The organism is Prevotella sp. HUN102 (genome assembly GCF_000688375.1).
Lineage (GTDB): Bacteria > Bacteroidota > Bacteroidia > Bacteroidales > Bacteroidaceae > Prevotella.
Genome location: NZ_JIAF01000004.1, coordinates 322,599 through 346,944, shown reverse-complemented (window position 1 = coordinate 346,944; position 24,346 = coordinate 322,599). Strand labels below are relative to the sequence as shown.

Genomic DNA, 24,346 nt, shown 5'->3' with positions numbered 1-24,346 from the left:
AAAGGTATAGAGAAAATCTGAAGAACGCAAATTTTTTACGGAAAAAATGTGTGTCAAGGGGAGTATAAGTGGAATTTGTAGAGTCAACCAGCAAGTGCAAAATTACAACACATGTTTGAAGAACTCGCACTTTGGTGTGGAAAAGTTTAGTTTTTCCCTTGGTCTTTCATTCAATTTCTTCTGTATGGCCATAATCCTCTTGTTCGTATAGTTCTCAAAGGAATCCTTTTTAGGTATATATTGTCTGATTAACTTGTTTGTATTCTCAATGGCTCCCTTTTGCCATGGACAATATGGATCTGCAAAGTACACAGGCACGCCCAACCATTTCGTGATATCCTTATGTGCGGCAAACTCAGGTCCGTTGTCAGTGGTAATGGTCTTCAGTCTGTCCTTGTATGGCAGCAGCAGTCTCCTGACTGCTTTTGCCAGAGGTTTCGACTGCTTCCCAAATGGCAGTTTCTGCATAAGCAACATATTGGTGGATTTCTCCACCAGTGTGAGTATGGCCCTTTGGGCAGGGTCGACGATCAGGTCCATCTCAAAGTCTCCAAATCTCTTCCCGTCCACTTCCTTGCTTCTCTCATGGATGCTCACCCTGTCCTTGACAGGAAGATGCCCACCCTTGGGGTGATGCCTGTATTTCATCTGATGTCTTGTGTGCCCGGCAAGTTTCCCTGTAGGGTCATTGTGGATGATGTTGTAGATGGACTGATGGGACACCTTTATCCCCTCATTCACACGCAGATACCCTGATATTTGTCTTGGAGACCATTGGTCATTAACGATATATTCCTTGATTCTCCAGACCAATTCGTCGGAGAGCCTGGAGTTGCTCACCGTTCGCCTCCTGCGCTCCATGGCCATGTCGTGCGCCTTCGTCCAGATATACTTTCCCGAGGGCGTGCTGTTGCGTTTGATTTCACGTGAGAGTGTTGCCTGACTGATGCCGACGATGGCGGCAATTTCTTTTCTTGCGGTTTTCTTTTGAAGTAAGGCGAAAATTTGCGACCTTTGCTCCGAGATTAATTGATGGTACATAAACAATACAAAGTTAGTTAATCCTGGGGAGACTTCGGTCTCCCTTTTTTAATTTGTATTGCCGGTTGTTGCTTTTTCCTCGGCGAGAGATGCAGACAACCTCTCGCTACGCTTCGAGAACGTCTGCATCTCTCGGCGAGGGCTACTCTTTTTTGCACTTCGATTTGGAATCTTCAAATTTATAGGCAGGGAAGAGTGATGGAATGCTGCTTGAATGGAATTTTGATATAGAGGAGAGAAGTTTTGGAACTTGCAGTTCTTCAAACACGTTTTGTAATTTTGCACTTGCTGGTTGACTCTACGAATGCGATTATTAATATTGGCTGTGGATGGAAGTATAGACGGAATATGGGAAATGAAGAGGCCTGAGGCGAGATAAGGGAGGAGATAATAAGCTGCATAAAAATATTCACAAAATAGTTATTTATTTCTTAAAACATTTGGGTTCGTTGATATAAAAAGGTAACTTTGGAATGTTAATTTAATAAGTCTAACGAGACTATGATAATGACTAAAAACAGCAATAACTATTGTGTGATTCTTGCAGGTGGAAAAGGACGTCGCCTTTGGCCTGTGAGCAAGGAAAAGTTTCCTAAGCAGTTTGTGGATTTCTTCAGCGAAGGGCGCACGCAGTTGCAGCAAACTTACGACCGTTTCCTAAGATTCATTCCTCAAGAGAATATTTTTATCAACACGAGTAAGGAATATCTCGACTTGGTTCGCGAGCAATTGCCCGAAGTGCCTGATGATAACATTATGGCTGAACCCATTCACAGAAATACTGCGCCGAGTGTGGCGTGGGCTACCCACAGAATTGGAAAACTGAATCCAAAGGCTAATATTGTGGTTTCACCTTCGGATCAGAGCATCCTGAACAGTGAGACTTTTCAACGAAACATACTTGAAGGATTGGAATTTGTGGCACAGAACAACCATTTGCTGACGATGGGCGTTCGCCCGACTCGTCCTGAAGTTGGCTATGGATATATTCAGGAAGGGGAATATTCCGGTACGGATGAGATATTCAAGGTAAAGGCTTTCACGGAGAAACCAGATGAGAAATTTGCCAATATGTTTGTTGAAAGCAGGGAATGGTACTGGAATACGGGACTTTTCCTTGCCAATGTGCAGTGTCTTACGGCTTGCCTGAAAGAATGCCTGCCTGTTGTGTTCCGCAATTTCGACGAAAGTGTGAAAAACTTTACGATAGAGGAAGAAACTGCGTTCGTGAATCAGCATTTCCCATCCTATCCGAATCTCTCAATCGACTACGGAGTGCTTGAGAAATCGGACAATGTATATGTGATGAAATGCGACTTCGGTTGGGCAGACCTCGGTACGTGGCACGGAATTTATGAAGTGAAGAGCAGGGGCGATGGCGATAACGTCATTGTCAATTCTGATGTCCTGATTGAAAATTCCAAAAATAATATCATCAGATTAAATAACGGTCGCTTGGCAGTTATCGACGGTTTAGAGGGATTCATCGTTGCCGAAAAGGATAATGTACTGCTGATATGCAAGAAAGAAAATTCGTCGGCACTGATAAGGAAGTATGTGAATGAAGTGAGATTGAAAAAGGGCGAGGAATTTGTATAGAAAAGTTTCGTCAGAAACTTTTCTATACTTGATGGAAAAAGAAAAATAATCAGGCTTTTCTTGGTTGTATGAAAAAGAATGTATATCTTTGCACCCGATTATTAACTATCACTAAGTGAACGAATTAGAGCATAACGGCTATCATCAGCATTTTTCCTTATATATAAAAGGTATATGCACGGCACAGGGAAACGAAGGTTTTTCTGTGGATTCTTGTATGAAAAATGCCGCTAAAAAGATGACGGATTATTTGGCAGTTTCAAATAATTTGTTACTCTCTCTCTCTCTCTCTCTCTCTCTCTCTCTCTCTCTCTCTCATAGTCGCACCACTGGCGGACTACTTCCTCAAATACATTTTATTCCACGCGCGCGAGGACAGCCGTGTAACACCTGTAAACAAAGGGCTTTTATGAAGTTCCCTTTGTTCGTTTTTTTATGCAGATTATTCAATTTTCAATCAATCAATAACAACGAATATTCATTAAATTAAAACAAGAGAAAATGAAAAAAAAATCAAAGGTTCAAAAAATATATCTCTCTCCCAAGATAGGGATATATCAAGTGACTAACAACGGCTATCTGCTGACGGCATCAATAGAGGGTAGACATAATCCGGCAGAACCAGGAGGAAGTTCAGGAGATGCCAAGCAAGGCTTCTTGGAAGACGAATGGGAAGAGGAGTCAGAGCACGATAAATCAATTCTTTAGCAAAGCCTCACAATAGTTTTAAACAAAATTCAAACAACAATGATGAAAAATAAGATAATTTTATATCTGCTCTCTGTCTTTGCCACATTCACGTTTATGGCAAGTTGTGCCAATGACGACACGGCAGCAGACACAAATGAAGTAAAAAATACTGATACCAGTTTTGATATACTCGACGGTTGTACAGCATTCTGTATGGAATCTGATAGTACGGTTCCATATAGCTCACAGATGACACGTACTTCAATGCGAGACCATCAATATCTGGGTGGTGGCAACTTTATGTGGGAAACAGGCGACAAGATATGGGTGGAGGATGGAAGCAGCCGAACAGCAAGTACAAAAAGCAGTATCACGGCATCGCAGCCTTCAGCGCGTTTCTACGTACCTGGCAATTATTCAGGAAACAGTTACAGGGTTTATTATACTGGCGAGAACAGCAGCAGTGGAACCAACGTAACTATTAAGGGCAGCCAGACACAGGACAAGCCCAACAGCACCCGCCACTTCGGAACGTCGGGCGACTGTGGAACAGCCACAGCAATACGCAACGGTGGACGCTTTAAATTCAGTCTTGACCACAAAGCTGCCTATCTCTGCCTGATGCCGCGTATCGAGAATGCAGGACTTGCGAAAAATGTATATCTTACCCAAGTGGTAGTGAAGTCAGACAACAACATAGCAGGCAGTTATACTCTCAACTTCAACGGACTTTCAGGCAATGGAAATTCAAATATAATTACTCTTACAACTAAGGGTGGAAGCAGTAGTGTTCCTGGTCCTTGGGACACGCATACCAATCAACAAAGGCTTGTAGCTACTCCCGGCTTCCCAATAAGTTCTGTCAAAGGCGATGTCAGCAAATCTGCCTATATGGTCATCGCTCCCGGAACGCACAGACTGACGGTGGAATATACTATAAAAGACCCTGCAACGGAGATAGAGGCTACCATCACAAAACAGCTCTCGAGCAAGGAATATCTGGCAAACAAAGTTTATGACATCACGGCAAATCTGACGTCTGATATCCAAATCTATCAAAATACGGAATATTATATGTGGGATCCCCAAATAGGATACAACTATTGGAAATATTATGAAACCTCACAGCCTTATGTACATAATGGATTAAGCAATAACTATCCTCGAACATCAGGCGATCCTCGTTTTTATAGTGAAAATTGGGTGTCTACTAATGCAACACGTGCATTTCAATATACACAAAATGTCAATGAATTAATTTGGTATGTCTGGAAAGGTAATCCTCATTGGGATGGCAATAAATTATGGTCTCATCTCAAACATCTCTATAAAGGAGGTATGTGGTTTAAGAAAAAGCAATACATTTCTAATTTCAATAATTCGCAATATGCAGGAATAGACTATCGTAATCATTATAAAGGTTGGAATGACAGTGGAGCAGAGGTGAACCAGTCTCCCGCAGTTTCTACCATCTGGGAAGAAAGGAACACGTATTGGAGAATGAAACCTATCCAGAATCCACCTGCTAATGTAAACGAGTATTTCTTTTTGCCAGCTATGGGATATTATAGCGATGGAAAACTTAAACTTAAAGATTCTGCATATTACGGAGTCTATTGGTCTTCAACAGTTCTCGTATACCCATTTGATAAGGATAAAGAGCACGAAGGACCTGCTGCTTTTTGTTTACATTTCGATAATCAATGGGTAGGCATAGACTGTGATTCGCGACGTTGGGGATATGTTGCAGGTCCTTCATGGTTTCTATAATTGAAACGAACGGTAAACAATTTACATACGGTTCCCCGTAAAATTCTATACGGTTAGAAATTTTCGAGGAAGCGTATAGAAAAATATTTATATACAGGAGAAAAATTCAGGGGACGAGGGGGAAGTTTACGAGTAGACGAGTGAACAAGTGGACGAGGAAGCGAGTTTACAAGTGAATAAGGAAACAAGGACACAAGGAAACGAGTGGACAAAGAGATGAGGGAACTGACTTGTGAATCCGTGTACTTTTCAACTTCCGAACCTCTGAACCTGTCAAGTTGCAGAACAAATCTCCTTGTAACCTCGTCTACTGGTCTCCTTGTAACTATCTTTTATTTTTTAACCTAAAACAAATCGATTATGAAAGTAAAACTGATCAAACGGAAGAATCCTCAGAAGAAGACTGAGGAAAAGGTTTATGCCAGTCCTGTGAACGCGGGACGGAAGACGCTGCGCGACATTGCACGCGACATTGCAGGACGGTCGTCGCTCACGCGCGGCGACATCGAGAACGTGCTTGCCAATTTCACCGACTGTCTGCCCGCCTATCTGCGCGACGGCTTCAGCGTGCAGCTGGGCGAGTTCGGCACGATGCGCCTCACGCTGTCGAGCAAGGGTGCCGAAACCGAGAAGGATTTCAACACCGAGACCATCAAGCCCCGCCTGACGTTCACGCCCGGCGTGGAACTGAAGAGCGCGCTACGCGAGACGGCCTACGAGACGATGAGGGAGAAGGCTGCGCAGCAGGGCAGCGGGAGCAGTGAAGAAGACAACAATCCGTAAGAGGGATATGGAATAATACATTTTTACTCTCTATTTTATATTAGGCGCAAGTTTCGTCGTGAGGACGGAGCTTGCGCTGTTGTTTTGAAATGGGAAATGGGAGATGAGGGATGGGAAATGGGAGATGAGAAATGGGAGATGTGAAATGGGAGATGGAAAAAGTTTCTCTCACGGATGCCACAGAATCACAGATGTTTATTTTCGCCACAGAGAAGGCAGAGCCTTCAGGGATGACACGGATTTCCTTATTGGCAGGTGCATTGCAGAATAAATGCCCAATAAATGTCTAATAAATTCCTAATAAATTCCCAATCGTTTTCCGTCAGGCATCTGTGCGTTCCTTGAAGGCTTTGCCTTCTCTGTGTTCGGAAGAGTGGGAGAAAATCTGTGAATCCGTGGCATCTGTGAGAGAGACTTGCTATTTTGTCCCGAACTCAGATATTTATAGTTGTTTCTTTTATCTTCGGGACGGAAAACAATAAGGCAAAGAACGCAGTATGAGTTCTTCGCCTTGTTGTGTTTGTATGGAGGCTGCCCTGTTGGAAATTGTATGGGGCTGCGCCATTGAAGAGATTTGTTTTCGGTCTAAACAGGCTTTCTTTTAAGAGCCAAGCGTATTTTCTTTTTAAAAGTCAATCGCAATGTCAGCCGAGCTTTTGGAATGCGGCAAAGATTCTGGCTGCAATCTTCTGCTGTTCTTCTGCTGAAATTTCAAGTTTCTTCTTGAAATCAACATCAGCTTCACTGTTCATTGGTATGAGGTGGATGTGAGCGTGGTTTACTTCCAGTCCTAAAACGATTTGGGCAACTTTCTTGCACGGAAATTCCGATTTGATGGCACGGGCTACTTTCTTTGCAAATACGGCAAACTCAGCCAGTTCGTCGTCTGCCATATCAAAGATATAGTCTACTTCCCTGCGAGGGATAACCAATGTATGAGCCTTGCCGACAGGATTGATGTCAAGGAAGGCATAGAACTTGTCGTTCTCGGCACACTTGTAGCTTGGAATTTCTCCAGCTGCTATTTTCGAGAATATTGTCATAGGATTTGGAGAAGTTGTGGGAATGGGAAAGTTATGAGGCAAAAGCCGAATGGTTGCCGATTGCGTCTCGGAGAGCTGTAACGGCTGCTTCGTTCTTTCACTTCATCCTTTCATCATCCCTTGTTGAGTTTATAGGTTGATTGAAATCTTGTCGATGCGAAGTTTAATCGTACCACGAGGAATTGTAATCTCCACTTCTTCTCCCACCTTTTTATTGAGCAACCCTTGTGCAATGGGAGTGTGAATGGAAATCTTTCCCTGCTTCAGGTTGGCTTCCGTTTCGCTCACGATGGTGTACTTCATTTTTGCACCGGTTGAAACGTTGGTCATTTCAACAGTAGACATAATCTGGACAGCTTCGTCGCTCAAGCGTGAAACATCGACGATCTTTGCCTGAGCAATGGTCATCTTCATTTCGGTAATCTTAGCTTCGAGGTGTCTCTGTGCCTCTTTTGCCGCATCGTACTCCGAGTTCTCGCTAAGGTCGCCCTTATCAACGGCTTCCGCGATGGCTGCCGATGCCTTGGGACGTTCTACCGACTCCAAACGCTGCAATTCGGCCACGAGCTGGTCGTAGCCCTCTTGTGACATATAAGACATAATAATCTGTTTTTATTAATACGTTTTTCAACGGATATAAAAAAGATAGAATCCCGACATCTGTAATAATGTCGGAATTCCATATCCTTTTATTTCCTTTGTTTCTAAATTCTGCTGCAAAGGTAGCCCTTATATTTGAGAATCCAAAACGAAAGGGGTTAAAAATAGTTAGTTTGAGGATGATTGCTGCCGGCTGCATTGTCTGATAAGACCGCCGGCTTCGCAAATCCTCAATCTGCTACTTCTTCATAAGTCCTTGCAGCAATGCAGGGATTTCACTGGTTTCGCGCGCTACCGGAATGCCTGCTGCCTCGAATGCCGCCACCTTCTCTGCCGCCGTACCCGAGCCACTTGAAATGATTGCGCCGGCGTGTCCCATCTGCTTGCCCTTCGGAGCTTCGCGTCCGGAAATGAATGCTACGACAGGCTTTGTCAAATGTGCCTTGATGTATTCTGCCGCACGCTCTTCGGCATCGCCGCCGATTTCGCCGATGAGTGCAATGCTGTCGGTCTCTGGATCGTTCTCGAACATTTCGAGCAGGTCTTGGAAGTAAAGTCCTACGATAGGGTCGCCACCTACACCGATAGCCGTTGTCTGTCCCATACCGGCTGCCGTGAGGTTTGCCACAACCTCGTAGGTCAATGTACCACTACGGCTGATAACGCCGGTGTGCCCCTTCTTGAAGATGTTTGTAGGCATAATACCCACCATACTCTCTTCCGGAGAAATCAGACCCGGGCAGTTCGGGCCGATAAGGTTTGCACCCTTTTCGCGGATGTATCTGTATGCCTCAACAACGTCGAGTGTAGGAACACCTTCAGTGATGCAAATGATGAGTTTGATGCCTCCGTCGGCAGCTTCGAGCATAGCATCCTTTGCGAATGCGGCAGGAACGAAGATTACAGATGTGTTGGCATTGGTAGCAGCAACGGCATCCTTCACGGTGTTGAACACAGGAATGCCCTCAACTTCCTGACCTGCCTTGCCCGGAGAGGTACCGCCTACAACGTTAGTACCATATTCCTTCATCTTCTTTGCGTGGAAACCTCCATCACGACCAGTAATACCTTGAACGATCAGTCGTGTATCTTTGTTGATTAATATACTCATTTTGTTTTGTTTTTATTTAGTACGACTATTCGGTTATTATTTTACTGAGTTGCACAATTCAACAGCCATCTTGCCGGCCTCGCCCATCGTGTGGGCAACGTTGAACTTGGTGCCCTTCAGGAGTTCGCGGCCTTCAGCCTCGTTGGTACCTGTCAGACGGATAACGATAGGCATATCGGTATCGATGAGCTTGAATGCTTCAATCAATCCCTTTGCCACGTCGTCGCAACGAGTGATACCGCCGAAGATATTGATGAGAACCACCTTTACATTCTCGTCTGAAAGCAACAGCTTCATTGCTTCAACAATCTTTGTCGGATTAGAGCTGCCACCGATATCGAGGAAGTTTGCAGGATTGCCGCCATAGAGCTTGATCATATCCATTGTAGCCATAGCCAAACCGGCACCGTTTACCATACAGCCGATTTCGCCACCGAGGTTCACGTAGCTGAATCCCTTGTCCTTAGCGTCCTGCTCCTTCTTCTCTTCTTCAGTTGGTTCAAACATCTCAAAGATATCCGGATGGCGGAAGAGGGCATTGTTGTCGAATGTCATCTTAGCGTCGATAGCCATAACCTGTCCCTGTTCTGTGATTACGAGGGGGTTGATTTCTGCCAATGACGCATCCTTTTCGATGAAGAGCTTGTAGAGCTTCTGAAGGATAGGAGCAGCCTGCTTCACATACTTCATATCGTCGAACAGCTTGAATGCAGCTTCGCGGGCGAGGTAATCAGGCATACCAACCAGTGGGTCGATAGGAATCTTGACAATCTTTTCAGGAGTTTCCTTCGCAACTGTCTCGATATCAACGCCACCTTCGCGGCAAAGCATCATAATGACACCTTTTGTCTTACGGTCGATAACGATACTTACATAGAACTCTGAAGCAATATCGACAGCTTCGCAAACGAGCACTCGGTCAACGGTAAATCCCTTGATGTCCATACCGAGAATGTCGGTAGCACGCTGTTTAACTTCTTCTTCGGTTTTAGCAAGTTTCACACCACCTGCCTTACCACGGCCACCAGTGTGAACCTGTGCCTTAACGACAGCTAACTCAACTCCGAGCTTACGCCACGCTTCAACGGCTTCCTCCGGTGTACGGCAGATGAAACCTCTCTGTGTCGCCATACCATAAGCAGCAAAGATATCCTTTGCCTGATATTCATAGACTTTCATAGTAAATATAATTAGTTAATAAAAAACTTTCTTATTGTGAATGGCTTATAAAACTTACATACACATCAGGTCTTTATCCGAAACCTTCAGGTTCAATGTCAGTTCTTTGCCTTTCCATCCTTATTTTGCAGATATTAGTTTTTTAGTCGATAATTGAGGGCTTGCACTCTCTCAAATCGGCGTGGACGTTGGAATTTCGGTCTGAGAGCCTTGCCTCCGTGCGTCCTTGAGAATGCTGACGAATGATAGTTTTGCTATTTTTGTTTTGGTATTAGCAACATTCACGTGGTGTCAGTAGTGTCAATAAAAACAATATCGTCTGTTAATGGGGACAAAAATACAAATTCCCTTTGAGAAATGCAAGCAAGAACGAAGAAAAAACACCCGTTTCCGAATAGTTTTTTCTCAGTTTCAAAAGAATGAAGAACGGATGTTCTGACAATTTGATACGTTTCGGTCGCTGCTCGGTTTTCCTTGTTTTTCTTTTTCCCTTTTGCCTGTCTTTGTGCTATGCTTTTGTAATGTATAGTGAATTTAGATGATTCCTGTAAATAAAGCAGCAAGAGTTTTGACATATCTCGGTTTTGCACTACCTTTGCAAGTAACTTAAACAGCACGCAATGGATATTCAAGAATTATATAAGTTGTACGAAGCGCATCCGGTTGTTACTACCGACAGCCGTAATTGTCCCGAAGGAAGTATTTTCATCGCGCTGAAAGGTGCATCGTTCGATGGCAACAAATTCGCTAAGGCAGCCTTGGAGAAAGGGTGCAGTTATGCCGTTATCGATGAGAAAGAGTATGCCGAAGAGGGGAACGAAAGGCTGATTCTTGTTGATGATGCACTCATCACGTATAAGGAACTGGCACGTGAGCACCGTCGTCGGTTTCTGATTCCGGTTATCGGCATTACGGGTACGAACGGAAAAACCACTTCCAAGGAGCTGATTTCGGCAGTTCTGGCCGAAAAATACAATGTTCTCCATACCGAAGGCAACTTCAACAACGATGTGGGCGTGCCCCGGACGTTGCTCCGTATCCGTCCGGAACACGAGATTGCCGTGATAGAGATGGGAGCTTCGCACGAAGGCGACATCGAAAAGCTCGCTGCTTATGTTGAGCCTACCTGTGGACTCATAACCAATGTAGGCCGTGCCCATTTGCAGGGCTTCGGCAGTTTCGAGGGTGTAAAGCGCACCAAGGGCGAACTCTACGACTATATGAAGGCTCACGGCAGCCTGCTTTTCCTGAACGAAAGTAATTCCGATCTTGCCGAAATGGCAGAACAGCGGGAGTTCGACCGTATCATTTCCTACGGACAGGACGAAACGGCAAACATTCAGGGCGAAGTAGTGGACTGTGCGCCCTTCCTCCGTTTCCGTTGGCACGAGAATGGAGGCGAATGGAAAGAAGTGCTTACCCATCTTGTAGGCTCTTACAATCTCGATAATATGCTTGCTGCCATTGCCATAGGCTTGCATTTCGGTGTTGCACCACAGCAAATCTGCCACGCATTGGAGAACTACGTTCCGAGCAACAACCGTTCGCAGCTCACGGAAACGGCAAGCAACAAACTGGTGGTGGATGCCTACAATGCCAATCCTTCCAGTATGGCTGCCGCTATTGAGAACTTCCGTCTGATGAATGTGGAGAACAAAATGGCGATTCTCGGCGATATGCGCGAACTGGGCGATGTTACGGACGCAGAGCATCAGAAGGTGGCAGACGCTGTCAAGGCTGCCGGCATTACGGATGTATGGCTCGTGGGCGACAACTTTGCAAAGACTGACACCGATTTCCGTAAATTCAAGGATGTGGAAGAGGTTAAGGCAGAGATTCGGAAAGCTCAACCCAAGAATCATTACATATTAATAAAAGGCAGCAACGGCACGAAGTTGTTTGAACTGCCCGAACTGCTCTAAGCACGCTTCCGTCAAAGGAGAACGCTCAGAGAAGCAGATAGTTAAGATTAGTAGCAATATTGATATGTATAAACCTGAGTTCGGGCAGCGTCCCGAACTCATCAGCTACAAAACAACAGATTGGCGAGTTTACAAGTAGGCAGCTTTTTTGTTCGAGAAAATAATTTTGCAGAGTAAGACTGCAATAGTAAGATAAACGCACAAGCCTGCTTGCGAACTCGTTGATTTGTACACTTGTTTGTTTTATTCCGAATTTGAATGTTTTGTTTGTAAATTATCTTGACAAAACGCTCTCCATAATTCGATTATTCTGAACAAAATATTTTTTATTCTCAAATACGCGAGTTTTGCCTGTGCAACTATAAGACTCTATTTTTCAATAGCATATAGTGTAAAGGCCTGATTTGTGCATATAATTATCTCCGATTGGTTCGCAAACAGAACTATAAAACGGACTTATAAGCCTTGTTTTCTGTGTTTTTCTTCGCACTTACCTCTCCCATTCTTACGACAATCGGATGGCAATCTTCGCAAGAACGCATCGTCATCTTCATATAATTGAAGTGCAGTACTCCGAAAATGGTATTCCAATTATCAAAATCTCCTTTGAGAATCTCCAGATTGTAGAAAAAATATGTGCGATTTTGAGTAATTAAAATTTACAGTCGAAAAGCGAATTGTTGTTCTTTCAGAATATAAAAAATACGCAAGAGAATAATAAAAAAGTCTCCGACACTCACGCACCGGAGACTCAAAGCTCTTTTATATTTATTAATGAAGTACACCGAATCTTAGAAAGAAGCGGCTTGCAAGAGAGATTTATTCCCATCTTGCCTTATCATAGTCAATGTTGTCATTTACGATTCTGCGTCCGGGATTGTAATCCGGACCCAGTATGTCAAGTTGTTTTCGGTAGTATGGGGTGTGAATGCCGCCGAGCGAAAGCATCAGGTGTGCTGCGTGGTCGATGGTAAAGGGCTTGTTCAGGGCAGCCGAGATACGCTTTATCGTGCGGGGATGCCGTTGTTTGTAGGTATCTGAACACCAAATCATAAAGGGAATGTCGAACTGATACTTCAGCAGGTTCGCACACATTGGCGTAAGTTTTCTGCCAAGCGACGGACGGTAGTCGTAGATTTCCTCGCCGTGGTCGGAATAATACACGAGAATGCAGTTCTTGTTTCGGTAATGATGGATGATTTCCGAGAGCACGTAGTCGTTGTATAGCGTTGCATTGTCGTAGTGTGCAATCTCCTGTTTCATTCTTTCGGTAATGTAGTCCTCGTTTCTCCGTATGTCTTTGGGCTTGAATCTTGCAAATTCTGCCGTGTGTGGATATCGTTTGTCGGCATCAACGTGCTGACCGATGAGATGGAACATCACGAGATTTCGCCCAGAGGGCGTTCTGTCTTTCGAGAAGAAATCCACCACGAGGTCTCCGTCGTAGGCGAATGGCCGCCTGCTTGACAGTTCGGAATACGTGAGCCGCTTCATCTTTTTGTCGTAGAGGAGCGAATTGATGGAGATGGAATACATCTCCTTTTCATCGTATGTCTTCTGAATGTCCCAGAAGAACACCTTGTATCCGGCTTGCTTGAAGATAGTCGGGAAGAGAGGAAAGTCCGCCCAGTGCTCGTTTGCTGCCTGACTGTTGCAGCTGAATGTGTTTTTCATCGTGAAGGAAGTACGGTTGTAGGGCGTTACCACATCGTTGAACACGTACAGGTTGCCTGCGTTCTGCTCCTGTTTCAGTCGTGGGTTGGTGTCGTTGGCATAGCCGTAGAGCGAAGAGTGATACTTGATAAACGATTCTCCGAGCACGTAGACAATGGTGAGCGTGGAATCTTCCTCTACCCTTGCAGTAGTGTCGCAGACCTTTTGAGAAGTCTGTTTGGCTATCTTGATGTCGTTGCAGAGGCTGTTTGCGCCTACAAATGAGTAGGCGGCACAGGTAATAAGGTCTGTACACGCTCCACTCCTGTTCGATGTGGCCCATTCCTCCAACTCCATCCTCGTCGGATTGCTCAGTAGCGTGTAGTATATTCTCGCTTTCCATCCACCTGCAATCAGCAGATAGGCAAAGAGGAGAGAACCGATGATTTTTACAGAAATATGCCGTTTACTGATGCTTTTTATTATGCTTTCAGCCCTTCTTTCCAGTAGGATGATGCCGCTAATGATGCAGCAGAGAATCAGTAGGATGATGATACCGTGTTGCCCGAGGATGAAAGTGTTGATAAATTCTGCCGACTCGTGATGGTTTGTTTCGCCCAACAACAGGATGACGGTGGGAGAGAACTGCTGCCCGAAAGCCAGTCTGAGGAAAATATCTGTGAGTGCCAGCGTGGACAGTAGTGCATAGAAAACGATTTTCACTATCCTTGAACGGAAGATATGGACAATGATGGTAAGCAGATAGGCTATGAATAAGTTCATACCTATATATCTCGATAGCCGGATGATGGAGCCGAATAAGGGCAGGTTGGCAATGAAGTCGAGAATGATAGGATAGCCTGTCAGCATCACGGTAAATAGAAAGAATGCAAGTTCCTTTCTGATAGGAGTGATTATTTTGCGAAATAGTCCGATTAATTTAGCCTTCATCGTCTGTTTTTATTTTCTTTGAGAGGTGTGTAGTCGTATTACGTGCTGCAAATTTACATATTTTTTATGCAATATTCTTATAAATGCAACATTCTTTCTTTTTACCTGACTGATAATTTTCGGGAAAAAATGCAATGTTTTTAGTTTTTTTCTTTAACTTTGCAGTCGATTTGCTTTTCAAGGGCAATGTATCGGGATGTAGCGCAGTTGGTAGCGCACTACGTTCGGGACGTAGGGGTCGGGCGTTCGAGTCGCCTCATCCCGACTTATAGGAACAAAAGGAGCTGATATTCAGTTCCTTTTGCTTTGTCGGGGGTGTTGAAGTCGGCGAAAAATCGGCGAACCCCTGTGTTTGAGATACACCCTAGACTAAAAGCAACTACAGCCTATCTCGTTCCTTGTGGATGATATTTGCAAAGAATACTGTTAAGGATGCTGCCAGACTATGCATGGCTAAATGGTGCAATAAGGTCGAAGAAGCTGGATTTCACTCTTTCAATGTGATTGCTACAACTTTCTATGAACACTATGAGGACATATTGAACTTCTATTAAAACGAATCCTCTAATGCGAGTGAACCTTCAAAGCTAAAATTAAACAGTTTAGAGCAAACCTCAGAGAGGGGCAGACAAGAGATTCTTTCTATTCAGAATATTAAAGCTATATGCATAATCTCCACCTTTTTCCTACTTTTTGTGTGGCGCAATATTTTTAATTATCTTGATTGATTGGAATATCAGGGGATTCAATTTCTCCTCCCAATTCTTTATAATATTGATATGTCTTGATAATGTTATTTATCTCTTCAGAGGATATGGTTCTCGTTGTATATTCTTCAAGGTTAGCAACCTTCATTTTAACTTTACTCCCGATTTTTAATGAGTCTAATAAATCTACAGCATAAGCTGATTTCATAAAAAATCTTTAGTTAATGTTTATACTAATAGATTATGAGCCAAAGATACTAAATTTATTTTAAATAACGTAATAAAATATATGTTACGCAATAAAAACCTCTTGACAGATGAAATGTCAAGAGGCTCAGGTGTTCATTTAAAAGCGATAGGATTTTAGAATCTTACAAGACTCAACCTATTTATAATATCATCGAACTTTTGCTGAATTAGGTCTTTCTGCTTTGGACTGGCTTTTGCTAATCCGTTTTTGTACTTGCGCATTAGCGAGGGATTAATGCCAATACTCTTGGCAAGTTCTGAAACATTAATAAACGGAAAGGCAAGGAAGAAAGCAGACATATCATAGTGGTACTCTATTTCATTTCCATCCACATTATACCATACGGGATATTCTCCTGTTCTCTCTTTCATATATTCAGCCTGTTCCTGAACGAAATTGCTGAATTCGTCTTTTGCTTCCTGCTCTGTCATTCCACTTGCAAAGAGTGGAAGGTCATTGGCTGCATAGATGCTATAACCGCCATCTTCGCCTTTTTCTATAATTGCAACAATTTTCTTCATATCTTTTTAATTTACCTCTTATCAAAGACGTTCACTTAAAACCCACTCCCGAAGGAGTGGGAAGCTTTCATAGAAGCTCTTTAGTCTTTCAACCCGGCAGCTTTCAACATAGCATTCAAAGTTCCTTTCGGAATTTCCTGTGTCTTATGCCGACCTACTGGAATTGAGTAAGGGAAGTCAGGATGCACATATTTGTAGTGCCTTTTTCCTCCCTTGATTGTCCAGCCATGCTGTTCAATCAACTTGTAAAATTCAGAATACTTCATAGATCGCTTGTTTTAAATGAACAATGCAAAGGTAACGATTTTGTTCCAAGTCTCCAAATATTTTTGGAACAAAAACGTTCTATTGTCTATTTTAAAACATTTAAATAGCCGTACCGGATGATTTTTTGTTCTCAATTTGAAGTAGAGTTTTTCGTTTTCTGTCAGGAAAGGAATGCTTCGGAGAATCGTGCCTGTCTGTACCGTTCCCTGTTTTGCAAAGATAATTCAGTTTTGGAGAGTTATTAATCTCACATTGAATACATCATCAAATCTTGAAAAGTAAATATTATCTCTCTTTTGTTAAAGTATTAAAAAAAAACAATATTTATTTTAGTCTTATCCTTTTTTTGCATAACTTTGTCGCATCTTTACAAACTAAATTTTAAAACTGAAAAAATATTCTTATTATGATACGATTTCTCATAGATTTCATACTTGATTTATTACTAACTTCCGTAGCCTTATTCTTTATGGCTATTATTGTTGAGTTAGTGTTTCCACCTCATACTATTGTTTGGAGTGAAATTTTTAGTATAGATAATTGTATTTTAGCTATTCTTATATCAGTTGGAACTTATTCATTTTATAAGCCCACAAGGAGAAAACAATGAGAAATCTTCTTTGATTATGTACATCTGCTTTGCTAATCATTGGCTTTTCAAACAGCGAGCCTGCTGGTAGTACACTACGTTCGGGACATAGTGAACGGGCGTTTGACAGATCTCGTACCGATAATAAAAAGGCGCATCAAGGAAACTTGATGCGCCTTTTTGCCTTTGAATGCAGAGGCGAAAACAGTTCTGTTCGGAAGAATCTGAAAGGAGATGAAGTGTTTGACAGAAATTTACAACGCAGCTTTCAGTCCTCTGATGACTGCCGACGTGAAGCCTGCGTGCTCCATTTCGTTCAGTCCTCTGATGGTAAGTCCTCCCGGGGTGGTAACTCTGTCTATCATTGCTTCGGGATGCTCGCCGCTTTCCTGCAGCAACGCCACGGCACCCTTCAGCGTCTGGAGTACGATTTCCTTTGAGAGGTCGGCTTTGAAACCTATTTCCACGCCACCTTCCGATGCTGCACGAATATAGCGCAAAGCGTAGGCGATGCCACAGCTTGCGAGCGTTGTGCCGGCAGCGAAGTGAGTTTCGTCCGTAATGAGGCTTTGTCCGAGGTCGTCGAAAATCTCCTTGACGGTACTTGTCTGGTCGGATGAGGCTCCGATGGGCGCAATGAGCGTCATAGATTCCTTCAGGGCAATGGAAATATTGGGCATTACCTGAAACAGGGAAAGGCCGTCGCCGCCCATCCAGTCGATAATCTGCGCACTCTTGACGGACGCAGCCATATTGATGAGCATTTGTTTCTCCGGATTGAACACGGGCTTGATTTCCTTCAGCACCTCTTCCACCAGCCAAGGCTTTACGACTATGGCGATAATGTCGGCATCCATCGCCGCGGCAACGTTGCTTGTAGTAATGCTTGCACCCATTTCGGCAAAGCGGTGCAGCTTGTCTTCGTGTGGATTCGCCACGGTTATGTCTTCAGGTGCGAATATACTTCCTTTCAACAGACCCTCGGCAAATGCGCCACCCATTGAGCCTGCTCCGATAACTGATATTTTCATACGTTATTCCTGTACTGTCCGGTTATGTTATTATTGCGCTTTGGGTATGATGAGCATAAGGAGGATATAGAGAATTATGCCCGGAAATGCAGCACTGAAGAGTGTCAGCGCAGTGTAGACAACACGCACGATGGTCGGGTCTATCTCTAAATACTCTGCAATACCGCCACAAACGCCGGCAATCTTCACATCATTGCGCGACAATAATAGTCTTCTCTTAGGATCAAAACTCATAATCTGTATTTCTTTTATTGTTGATTGATGGTCTGTTCTCTGTTCAGAGCCATACCGTTTTCGCTGTCCTTTCTCGTGGATACGGAAATAGGAAGGCAATGGAGTGGGGAGCAGCGGCGAGGCTCTCTGCTCTTTTGGCTGCCTCTGCGTTACCCTTGCCGACGGTTTACTCGCTGTCCGTTATGTCTCCTATTTCCGGAATGATGTAGGAGAGCGAGATGATGATTTCTTCTCTCGTGCAACCTTCCTTCGTTGCGAGGAAGATGGTGTCGTCGCCGGCTATCGAACCCAGTATCTCGGGAATGTCGCTGTTGTCCAAATCGTAGGCAATTGCGCTCGCATAGCCCGGCCGTGTCTTCATAACTGCCAGTTGTCCGGAGAAACGGATAGACAGATAGCCGCTGCGCTGAAGCATATCCGAAGCTCTTCTCGGGGCACTTATTCGCTTGTACATCGTCTCGTTGGGCAATACATAAACGTATTTGCCATTCATCGATGCAGCCTTTGCCACTTTGAGTTGTTTCAAGTCGCGGCTGAGCGTAGCCTGTGTGAGCTTGAAACCTTCTTTTTCCAAGGCTTTGAGCACTTCTTCCTGCGAGCTTAGTTCCATACTGGAGATAAGCATTTTCAGGGTCTCGAGCCTGTTTGTCTTAACTTTCATAAGTTGAATAATTATACTATTGGTAATGCAAATCTATACAAATTTTTGATTGTTTGCAAATAAAATCAGTTTAAATATTTAGAAATGATATTAATTTTGTGGAATGCCCGTGTGCCGGTTGTAGGCAATCCGTGGGTTGATGGCAATGCAATAGAAAAAGGATGCAAACCCAAAGAGTCTGCATCCTTTCGTTCTTTTATTCCTAAAATGAGGTGCTTCTGTGCTTAATCTCTGCTGCTGCCGAAGAAACGCAGCAAGTAGAGGAAGAGGTTGATGAAGTCCAGGTAGAGACTGAGCGAACCGAGAAGTGCTATCTTCTGTGCCGATTCGCCTGCATCGGGTGCCATCATCAACTGACGCTTGATGGTCTGCGCATCCCAAGCCGTAAGGCCGGTAAACACAAGCACGCCGATTGCGCTGACAATGTAGTCCATTGTGCCGCTCTTGAGGAACAGATTTACCAGACTTGCAATGATAAGCCCGATCAGTGCCATCATCAGGATACCGCCCATCTTTGTCAGATCCTTCTTTGTTGTGCTGCCCACGATGGCCATTGCGCCGAAGGTGCCGGCAGTAATGAAGAAGGTCTTTGCAATGGAGGCGATGGAATATGCGAGGAAAATCCATCCCATCGTGATTCCGTTTATTACGGAAAAGGCTATGAACCAGCCCGTAGCGGCAGTAAGGGACAGCTTGTAGATGCGCGAGGACAGATAGAACACGATGCCCAATTCTGCCAGACAGGCAATGAGCAGTGGCGCAGAACTTGTATAGAGCATTGATGCCATTGAAGCAGATGTGCTTACTCCGTAGGCCACGATGCCCGTAATGGCCAGTGCCATCGTCATCCATACATATACCTTGCGCATAAGCATAGGAAATGCGTGTGCTAGTTCCAACTCGCGGCTGCGGTCGTTGGTGAAGTTTGAATAGTTGTTGAAATCCATAATTTTCTTATTTTGTTGTTTGTCTTTATGCTTGTTGTGTGCCTTCTTTCGGAATTACACATTATTATATATGCGCATCTTGCTCAATCAGGCACTTGTTCCGATAGCATTTTAAATGCAAATCGTATGCCATATTATGTTTTGCAAATATAGCAGAATGCGCTGATACAACCAAATTTAGCAATCCTTTTTTGCATCTTTTGGTTTTATTAAGTAGGTGTTCAAAATCATTTGCTGCAATATTTACGCCTTTTTCCATACAATCTCCGACTCTCTTGTCAGCCTATGGCAATGAGTTCTATCTCGAAAATCAGCGTAGAACCACCGGGGATTCCTGGTTGCGAGAACTTTCCGTAGCCCATTTCCGCCGGCAGATAAATCTCCCATACATCGCCGTTGTGCATTTGCTGAAGTGCTGTCTGCCATCCCTCGATGAGTTCGTTCAGCCGGATTGCCAGTGGCGTGCCGCCTCTGCTGCTGTCGAATTTCTTTCCGTTGATGGTTCTGCCGGTGTAGTGGACCGTGATGATGCTGCGCCGTGAAGGCGAAGCACCCTCTCCGCTGCCCGATTTTATTACCTTATAATATATGCCTTTCGGGAGTGGCAGCACGCCATCCTCCTTTGCCTTTTCTACCAACCATTCAAGGTTTTTCTTTACATACGCTTGTTTTGCCATAACTTTTTCGTTTTTTGCAATTTATTCTAAAGCTCTTTGTGTGTCTTGATTTCGCAGAATGGGAATAGCTTGGAGTGGTGCGCGCGTTGGCTCTTGGGCATTTCCGCTTGCCTCGCCTGTGGATATTCCGGTCGGTTCTGCTTACAGATTTGCTGCAAAGTTCCGAAAAATCCCCGAAATTTGCAAGGAATATGCTGAAAACGAGCCTCGGGAGGAATATGCTTGCTACGCTGCGATGATGTTTTGAGGAAGCATTTCAGAGCTTGTAATGTGTTGAATAATCCTTGTTTGTAAGTAGTTGGAAATCAAAGGGTAAACGTGCGGCTTCCAAACGTGCGAAGAATGCATTGCAATCTTCGCAAGAATGCAATGCAAACGTGCGAAGAATGGAACGCATTCTTCGCATACTTGCAATCTTCTCTGATTAGTCTCTCGTTTCCACATTATTTTCATCACTTATTTAGTGGAACTGATTGAGGGAAAAATATAGTAAATGCAACTTTTATAGCCTTATTCTTTGTCGTGTTCAGAAAAAAGCATTATCTTTGAAAGCGAATATTAGAAACAGATTTATCGCTGCTGTCTGCGGCAGTCGAACAGTATAACTGAAATAAACAATCGACCGTATGGCAAGGAGACTCTTGCGTTGCATCAAAATATCGACACAGAGACCTTTTAGCTGCGCTCTGTCGCGCTCTCTTTCCGTCTCCGGGGGGGGGCTTGCGTCGGCTTCCCGAGAGGCTTTAGAGGCTGTTTCTGAACACGGTTTAATTGAGGTCGTAAACTTAGGCTCTGCTCACATTTCTCAAACTTATGGAATGTGGGCAGAGCCTGTCTGTTTTGGCTGTTGCCGAAACACATCGAAGTGCTGTTGTTCATAGTTAGAGAATTAACTTAATATATTTATTAACAATTTAATTTTAAAATGTATGAAAAAGAAAAATTTACTCTTCGTTTTCGTCGCCTTGTTGGTGGCGATGCTCGTCTTTCCTTCTGTAGCGATGGCGCAAGGCAAGGAAGCCTATGTTGTGGCAGACGGCTCAACCTTGACTTTCTATTATGATATGCAGAAAGCCTCGCGCACGGGGAAAGTGTATGGGATAGATGAAACCGTAAAAATCGAAGATGATCCCATTCCATATCCTGCTTGGGTTGTAGTCGATAATGGCTTCAATAGCGTAACTACTTTGGCGGTGTTCGACGCATCGTTTAAAGATTATCGTCCGAAGTCCACTGCTTTTTGGTTTGTTGGCTGTAAAAAACTGGAGAAGATAGAAAGTATAGAGAATCTCAATACTTCAGAAGTAACCGATATGAATTTTATGTTTGGTGGTTGCAAATCTCTGATCTCGCTTGATCTTTCTCGCTTCGACACAAAGAATGTTACAGATCTGAATTGTATGTTCTACAATTGCGACGCTCTAACCTCGCTTAATGTTTCTAACTTTGACACGAAGAATGTTACAGATATGTCCGGTATGTTCTATGGCTGTTCGTCTCTGACTTCACTCGATGTTTCTAACTTTGACACAAAGAATGTTGCAATTATGGAAGGAATGTTTGGTTTTTGTTCGGAACTTACCACCATCTATTGTAATGATACGTGGAAATGCGAAAAATCAGACCAAATGTTCAAAGCCAGCAAAAAACTCGTGGGAGCAGTAGCGTATAACGAAGATGAAACAGATGTTTCTATGGCTAACCCCGATACTGGTTATTTCACACGCAAGACTGCCGATGGAATTGCCGTAGTGGCGGCAGAAAATGCAACGGAAGTGAAGGATATTTATACTTTGGACGGCAGACGTCAGAACGAAATGCAGCGGGGACTGAACATCGTGCGTATGGCAGACGGTACTGTGCGCAAGATAATTCGCAGATAAAAAGCCTCTCGCCACAAGATTTTTAAATAAAACATAAAAAAGGATACTTAAAAAGAGTCGCCTCTGAGCATAGCTTTCGGGGGCGACTTGTTTTATATTCTCTTTTTAGATTTTGTTTCGCTCTTATATATTATATAATGTGTAAGACCAAATAACATTGATTTATATCAATCAATATGCGTAAAAATCACATTTTTTGAAAAAATAATCTTGATTTGTTTGGTGCGTATTGAAGTTTTGCGTATCTTTGCAATCGCTTTTCAGAAATGAGCCTTTCAGCAGTTTCAGTTGAGCGCATTAAGAAAGAGTTCTTTGAATAGATTTACATAATACAGAGTAGTAGTACAAGAAGCGTCCGCTTTTTTAGCGGACGGGTATAAGAAACGAACCTTATCAATTCCGGTGTGTGTGCCCTGTGGTCTTGTGGTTCTGTGTCCTTGCGAAATTTCATATTTCCCATCACACATTTCCCATTTCCCATTACACATCACACCGAACATATCGAACAGGTACTTTTGGACTTGATACTTTCATTATAGGATAGGCATTCTGGAACAGAGACAGCTCGGCGCATCCTTCCCGTTGTTTTCACTTCGGTAGGATTCCGCCGGTACACATATTTTTACAGTGGAGAGTTTGATCCTGGCTCAGGATGAACGCTAGCTACAGGCTTAACACATGCAAGTCGAGGGGAAACGGCGTTGGGTGCTTGCATCCTTCGGACGTCGACCGGCGCACGGGTGAGTAACGCGTATCCAACCTGCCCCGGCCTGCGGGATAACCCGTCGAAAGACGGACTAATACCGCATGGGGTTCCCTGAGGGCATCTGACGGGAACTAAAGATTGATCGGACCGGGATGGGGATGCGTCTGATTAGCTCGTTGGCGGGGTAACGGCCCACCAAGGCAACGATCAGTAGGGGTTCTGAGAGGAAGGTCCCCCACATAGGAACTGAGACACGGTCCTAACTCCTACGGGAGGCAGCAGTGAGGAATATTGGTCAATGGGCGGGAGCCTGAACCAGCCAAGTAGCGTGCAGGAAGACGGCCCTATGGGTTGTAAACTGCTTTTATGCGGGGATAAAGTGGGCCACGCGTGGCTTATTGCAGGTACCGCATGAATAAGGACCGGCTAATTCCGTGCCAGCAGCCGCGGTAATACGGAAGGTCCGGGCGTTATCCGGATTTATTGGGTTTAAAGGGAGTGTAGGCGGCCTGTCAAGCGTGTTGTGAAATGCGGATGCTCAACATCCGCACTGCAGCGCGAACTGGCTGGCTTGAGTGCACGCAACGTAGGCGGAATTCATGGTGTAGCGGTGAAATGCTTAGATATCATGAGGAACTCCGATCGCGAAGGCAGCTTACGGGAGTGCGACTGACGCTAAAGCTCGAAGGTGCGGGTATCGAACAGGATTAGATACCCTGGTAGTCCGCACGGTAAACGATGGATGCCCGCTGTCGGTGTTTTGCTCCGGCGGCCAAGCGAAAGCGTTAAGCATCCCACCTGGGGAGTACGCCGGCAACGGTGAAACTCAAAGGAATTGACGGGGGCCCGCACAAGCGGAGGAACATGTGGTTTAATTCGATGATACGCGAGGAACCTTACCCGGGCTTGAATTGCAGATGAAGGATCCAGAGATGGTGACGCCCCTCGGGGCATCTGTGAAGGTGCTGCATGGTTGTCGTCAGCTCGTGCCGTGAGGTGTCGGCTTAAGTGCCATAACGAGCGCAACCCCTCTCCCCAGTTGCCATCGGGTTATGCCGGGCACTCTGGGGACACTGCCGCCGCAAGGTGCGAGGAAGGTGGGGATGACGTCAAATCAGCACGGCCCTTACGTCCGGGGCTACACACGTGTTACAATGGCCGGTACAGAAAGTCGGTGGCGCGCGAGCTCCATCCAATCCTCAAAGCCGGTCCCAGTTCGGACTGGGGTCTGCAACCCGACCCCACGAAGCTGGATTCGCTAGTAATCGCGCATCAGCCATGGCGCGGTGAATACGTTCCCGGGCCTTGTACACACCGCCCGTCAAGCCATGAAAGCCGGGGGTGCCTGAAGTCCGTAACCGTCCAGGAGCGGCCTAGGGCAAAACTGGTGATTGGGGCTAAGTCGTAACAAGGTAGCCGTACCGGAAGGTGCGGCTGGAACACCTCCTTTCTGGAGAGGGTGCCTTTTCCGGGGAAGTTTTCCTGTTCGGAAGTTGCGTTTGGTATTCATTGGTGGGTTCATTTCCCTTCT

The 24,346-nt window shown here is 44.6% G+C and carries 21 protein-coding genes, 1 tRNA gene, 1 rRNA gene and 1 pseudogene; 10 read left to right on the top strand and 14 right to left on the bottom strand.

Features of this window, described 5'->3' with window-relative positions:
* Positions 1-102: 102 nt before the first annotated feature.
* A complete protein-coding gene (locus tag P150_RS0106270; RefSeq protein WP_028896942.1) occupies positions 103-1,041 on the bottom strand; it encodes an IS30 family transposase in 939 nt (312 codons plus the stop codon).
* 507 nt (positions 1,042-1,548) lie between these two features.
* Between P150_RS0106270 and P150_RS0106265 the strand changes: the two genes are divergently transcribed.
* From P150_RS0106265 to P150_RS0106250, 4 genes are all read left to right on the top strand, one after another.
* A complete protein-coding gene (locus P150_RS0106265; RefSeq protein WP_028896941.1) occupies positions 1,549-2,640 on the top strand; it encodes a mannose-1-phosphate guanylyltransferase in 1,092 nt (363 codons plus the stop codon).
* 501 nt (positions 2,641-3,141) lie between these two features.
* On the top strand, positions 3,142-3,348 hold the full coding sequence (locus P150_RS0106260) for a hypothetical protein (protein ID WP_028896940.1): 207 nt from the start codon (positions 3,142-3,144) through the stop codon (positions 3,346-3,348).
* A gap of 39 nt (positions 3,349-3,387) precedes the next feature.
* The gene (locus P150_RS16090) at positions 3,388-5,100 is read left to right on the top strand and encodes a hypothetical protein (protein WP_036932097.1); all 1,713 of its coding nucleotides are present in this window, start codon (positions 3,388-3,390) and stop codon (positions 5,098-5,100) included.
* 360 nt (positions 5,101-5,460) lie between these two features.
* The gene (locus P150_RS0106250; RefSeq protein WP_028896939.1) at positions 5,461-5,883 is read left to right on the top strand and encodes an HU family DNA-binding protein; all 423 of its coding nucleotides are present in this window, start codon (positions 5,461-5,463) and stop codon (positions 5,881-5,883) included.
* 644 nt (positions 5,884-6,527) lie between these two features.
* Here P150_RS0106250 and P150_RS0106245 read toward each other — a convergent pair.
* The 4 genes from P150_RS0106245 to sucC all read right to left on the bottom strand — a co-directional run bounded on the left by P150_RS0106245 (position 6,528) and on the right by sucC (position 9,816).
* Complete coding sequence (locus P150_RS0106245) at positions 6,528-6,926, bottom strand: HIT family protein (RefSeq protein WP_028896938.1); 399 nt, start codon at positions 6,924-6,926, stop codon at positions 6,528-6,530.
* Positions 6,927-7,055: 129 nt separating this feature from the next.
* Positions 7,056-7,526 (bottom strand): transcription elongation factor GreA, encoded by a 471-nt coding sequence (greA, locus tag P150_RS0106240; RefSeq protein WP_028896937.1) that lies wholly within the window; start codon positions 7,524-7,526, stop codon positions 7,056-7,058.
* Positions 7,527-7,764: 238 nt separating this feature from the next.
* Positions 7,765-8,637, bottom strand: a complete 873-nt coding sequence (sucD, locus tag P150_RS0106235; RefSeq protein ID WP_028896936.1) for a succinate--CoA ligase subunit alpha — start codon at positions 8,635-8,637, stop codon at positions 7,765-7,767.
* A gap of 36 nt (positions 8,638-8,673) precedes the next feature.
* Entirely contained in the window at positions 8,674-9,816 is a 1,143-nt protein-coding gene (sucC, locus tag P150_RS0106230; RefSeq protein ID WP_028896935.1) for an ADP-forming succinate--CoA ligase subunit beta, read from the bottom strand.
* A gap of 620 nt (positions 9,817-10,436) precedes the next feature.
* On the opposite strand from sucC, the gene murF reads away from it, so the two are divergent.
* A complete protein-coding gene (gene murF / locus P150_RS0106220; RefSeq protein WP_028896933.1) occupies positions 10,437-11,738 on the top strand; it encodes a UDP-N-acetylmuramoyl-tripeptide--D-alanyl-D-alanine ligase in 1,302 nt (433 codons plus the stop codon).
* 819 nt (positions 11,739-12,557) lie between these two features.
* On the opposite strand, the gene P150_RS0106215 is transcribed toward murF, so the two are convergent.
* Complete coding sequence (locus P150_RS0106215; RefSeq protein WP_081819289.1) at positions 12,558-14,342, bottom strand: phosphoethanolamine transferase; 1,785 nt, start codon at positions 14,340-14,342, stop codon at positions 12,558-12,560.
* A gap of 192 nt (positions 14,343-14,534) precedes the next feature.
* Here P150_RS0106215 and P150_RS0106210 point away from each other — a divergent pair.
* Both P150_RS0106210 and P150_RS17065 read left to right on the top strand, forming a co-directional pair.
* A tRNA-Pro gene (locus P150_RS0106210) sits at positions 14,535-14,607 on the top strand.
* Positions 14,608-14,713: 106 nt separating this feature from the next.
* Positions 14,714-15,014 (top strand): annotated as a pseudogene (locus P150_RS17065) (transposase); the annotation flags it as partial.
* A gap of 39 nt (positions 15,015-15,053) precedes the next feature.
* On the opposite strand, the gene P150_RS0106200 reads toward P150_RS17065, so the two are convergent.
* From P150_RS0106200 to P150_RS0106155, 8 genes are all read right to left on the bottom strand, one after another.
* Positions 15,054-15,257 (bottom strand): hypothetical protein, encoded by a 204-nt coding sequence (locus P150_RS0106200; RefSeq protein WP_028896931.1) that lies wholly within the window; start codon positions 15,255-15,257, stop codon positions 15,054-15,056.
* 155 nt (positions 15,258-15,412) lie between these two features.
* The gene (locus P150_RS0106195; protein WP_028896930.1) at positions 15,413-15,820 is read right to left on the bottom strand and encodes a hypothetical protein; all 408 of its coding nucleotides are present in this window, start codon (positions 15,818-15,820) and stop codon (positions 15,413-15,415) included.
* An 80-nt stretch (positions 15,821-15,900) separates the two neighbouring features.
* A complete protein-coding gene (locus tag P150_RS0106190; protein WP_028896929.1) occupies positions 15,901-16,086 on the bottom strand; it encodes a type II toxin-antitoxin system HicA family toxin in 186 nt (61 codons plus the stop codon).
* Between the two features lie 844 nt (positions 16,087-16,930).
* Complete coding sequence (gene proC / locus P150_RS0106185; RefSeq protein WP_028896928.1) at positions 16,931-17,707, bottom strand: pyrroline-5-carboxylate reductase; 777 nt, start codon at positions 17,705-17,707, stop codon at positions 16,931-16,933.
* Between the two features lie 30 nt (positions 17,708-17,737).
* Positions 17,738-17,941, bottom strand: coding sequence for a PspC domain-containing protein (locus P150_RS0106180; protein ID WP_028896927.1), 204 nt, complete (start codon positions 17,939-17,941; stop codon positions 17,738-17,740).
* 166 nt (positions 17,942-18,107) lie between these two features.
* Positions 18,108-18,602 carry an arginine repressor gene (locus P150_RS0106175; protein ID WP_028896926.1) on the bottom strand — a complete coding sequence of 165 codons (495 nt, stop codon included), beginning with the start codon at positions 18,600-18,602 and terminating at the stop codon, positions 18,108-18,110.
* Positions 18,603-18,826: 224 nt separating this feature from the next.
* Positions 18,827-19,549, bottom strand: coding sequence for a Bax inhibitor-1/YccA family protein (locus P150_RS0106165; RefSeq protein ID WP_028896925.1), 723 nt, complete (start codon positions 19,547-19,549; stop codon positions 18,827-18,829).
* Positions 19,550-19,827: 278 nt separating this feature from the next.
* Positions 19,828-20,226 carry an FKBP-type peptidyl-prolyl cis-trans isomerase gene (locus P150_RS0106155; RefSeq protein WP_028896923.1) on the bottom strand — a complete coding sequence of 133 codons (399 nt, stop codon included), beginning with the start codon at positions 20,224-20,226 and terminating at the stop codon, positions 19,828-19,830.
* A gap of 58 nt (positions 20,227-20,284) precedes the next feature.
* On the opposite strand from P150_RS0106155, the gene P150_RS0106150 reads away from it, so the two are divergent.
* The 3 genes from P150_RS0106150 to P150_RS0106140 all read left to right on the top strand — a co-directional run bounded on the left by P150_RS0106150 (position 20,285) and on the right by P150_RS0106140 (position 24,265).
* A complete protein-coding gene (locus P150_RS0106150; protein ID WP_028896922.1) occupies positions 20,285-20,473 on the top strand; it encodes a hypothetical protein in 189 nt (62 codons plus the stop codon).
* A 682-nt stretch (positions 20,474-21,155) separates the two neighbouring features.
* Positions 21,156-22,109, top strand: coding sequence for a BspA family leucine-rich repeat surface protein (locus P150_RS0106145; protein ID WP_028896921.1), 954 nt, complete (start codon positions 21,156-21,158; stop codon positions 22,107-22,109).
* Between the two features lie 624 nt (positions 22,110-22,733).
* Positions 22,734-24,265: ribosomal RNA gene (locus P150_RS0106140) — 16S ribosomal RNA — on the top strand.
* The last annotated feature ends 81 nt before the right edge of the window (positions 24,266-24,346 follow it).

Coding starts and splice junctions, on each gene's coding strand:
- P150_RS0106245 (WP_028896938.1), bottom strand. CDS start 6,926: ATGACAATATTCTCGAAAATAGCAGCTGGAGAAATTCCAAGCTACAAG.
- P150_RS0106200 (WP_028896931.1), bottom strand. CDS start 15,257: ATGAAATCAGCTTATGCTGTAGATTTATTAGACTCATTAAAAATCGGG.
- P150_RS0106165 (WP_028896925.1), bottom strand. CDS start 19,549: ATGGATTTCAACAACTATTCAAACTTCACCAACGACCGCAGCCGCGAG.
- sucD (WP_028896936.1), bottom strand. CDS start 8,637: ATGAGTATATTAATCAACAAAGATACACGACTGATCGTTCAAGGTATT.
- P150_RS0106145 (WP_028896921.1), top strand. CDS start 21,156: ATGAAAAAGAAAAATTTACTCTTCGTTTTCGTCGCCTTGTTGGTGGCG.
- murF (WP_028896933.1), top strand. CDS start 10,437: ATGGATATTCAAGAATTATATAAGTTGTACGAAGCGCATCCGGTTGTT.
- P150_RS0106175 (WP_028896926.1), bottom strand. CDS start 18,602: ATGAAAGTTAAGACAAACAGGCTCGAGACCCTGAAAATGCTTATCTCC.
- greA (WP_028896937.1), bottom strand. CDS start 7,526: ATGTCTTATATGTCACAAGAGGGCTACGACCAGCTCGTGGCCGAATTG.
- P150_RS0106265 (WP_028896941.1), top strand. CDS start 1,549: ATGACTAAAAACAGCAATAACTATTGTGTGATTCTTGCAGGTGGAAAA.
- P150_RS0106150 (WP_028896922.1), top strand. CDS start 20,285: ATGGGAATAGCTTGGAGTGGTGCGCGCGTTGGCTCTTGGGCATTTCCG.
- P150_RS0106180 (WP_028896927.1), bottom strand. CDS start 17,941: ATGAGTTTTGATCCTAAGAGAAGACTATTATTGTCGCGCAATGATGTG.
- P150_RS0106215 (WP_081819289.1), bottom strand. CDS start 14,342: ATGAAGGCTAAATTAATCGGACTATTTCGCAAAATAATCACTCCTATC.
- P150_RS0106155 (WP_028896923.1), bottom strand. CDS start 20,226: ATGGCAAAACAAGCGTATGTAAAGAAAAACCTTGAATGGTTGGTAGAA.
- P150_RS0106250 (WP_028896939.1), top strand. CDS start 5,461: ATGAAAGTAAAACTGATCAAACGGAAGAATCCTCAGAAGAAGACTGAG.
- P150_RS16090 (WP_036932097.1), top strand. CDS start 3,388: ATGATGAAAAATAAGATAATTTTATATCTGCTCTCTGTCTTTGCCACA.
- proC (WP_028896928.1), bottom strand. CDS start 17,707: ATGAAAATATCAGTTATCGGAGCAGGCTCAATGGGTGGCGCATTTGCC.
- P150_RS0106190 (WP_028896929.1), bottom strand. CDS start 16,086: ATGAAGTATTCTGAATTTTACAAGTTGATTGAACAGCATGGCTGGACA.
- sucC (WP_028896935.1), bottom strand. CDS start 9,816: ATGAAAGTCTATGAATATCAGGCAAAGGATATCTTTGCTGCTTATGGT.
- P150_RS0106195 (WP_028896930.1), bottom strand. CDS start 15,820: ATGAAGAAAATTGTTGCAATTATAGAAAAAGGCGAAGATGGCGGTTAT.
- P150_RS0106270 (WP_028896942.1), bottom strand. CDS start 1,041: ATGTACCATCAATTAATCTCGGAGCAAAGGTCGCAAATTTTCGCCTTA.
- P150_RS0106260 (WP_028896940.1), top strand. CDS start 3,142: ATGAAAAAAAAATCAAAGGTTCAAAAAATATATCTCTCTCCCAAGATA.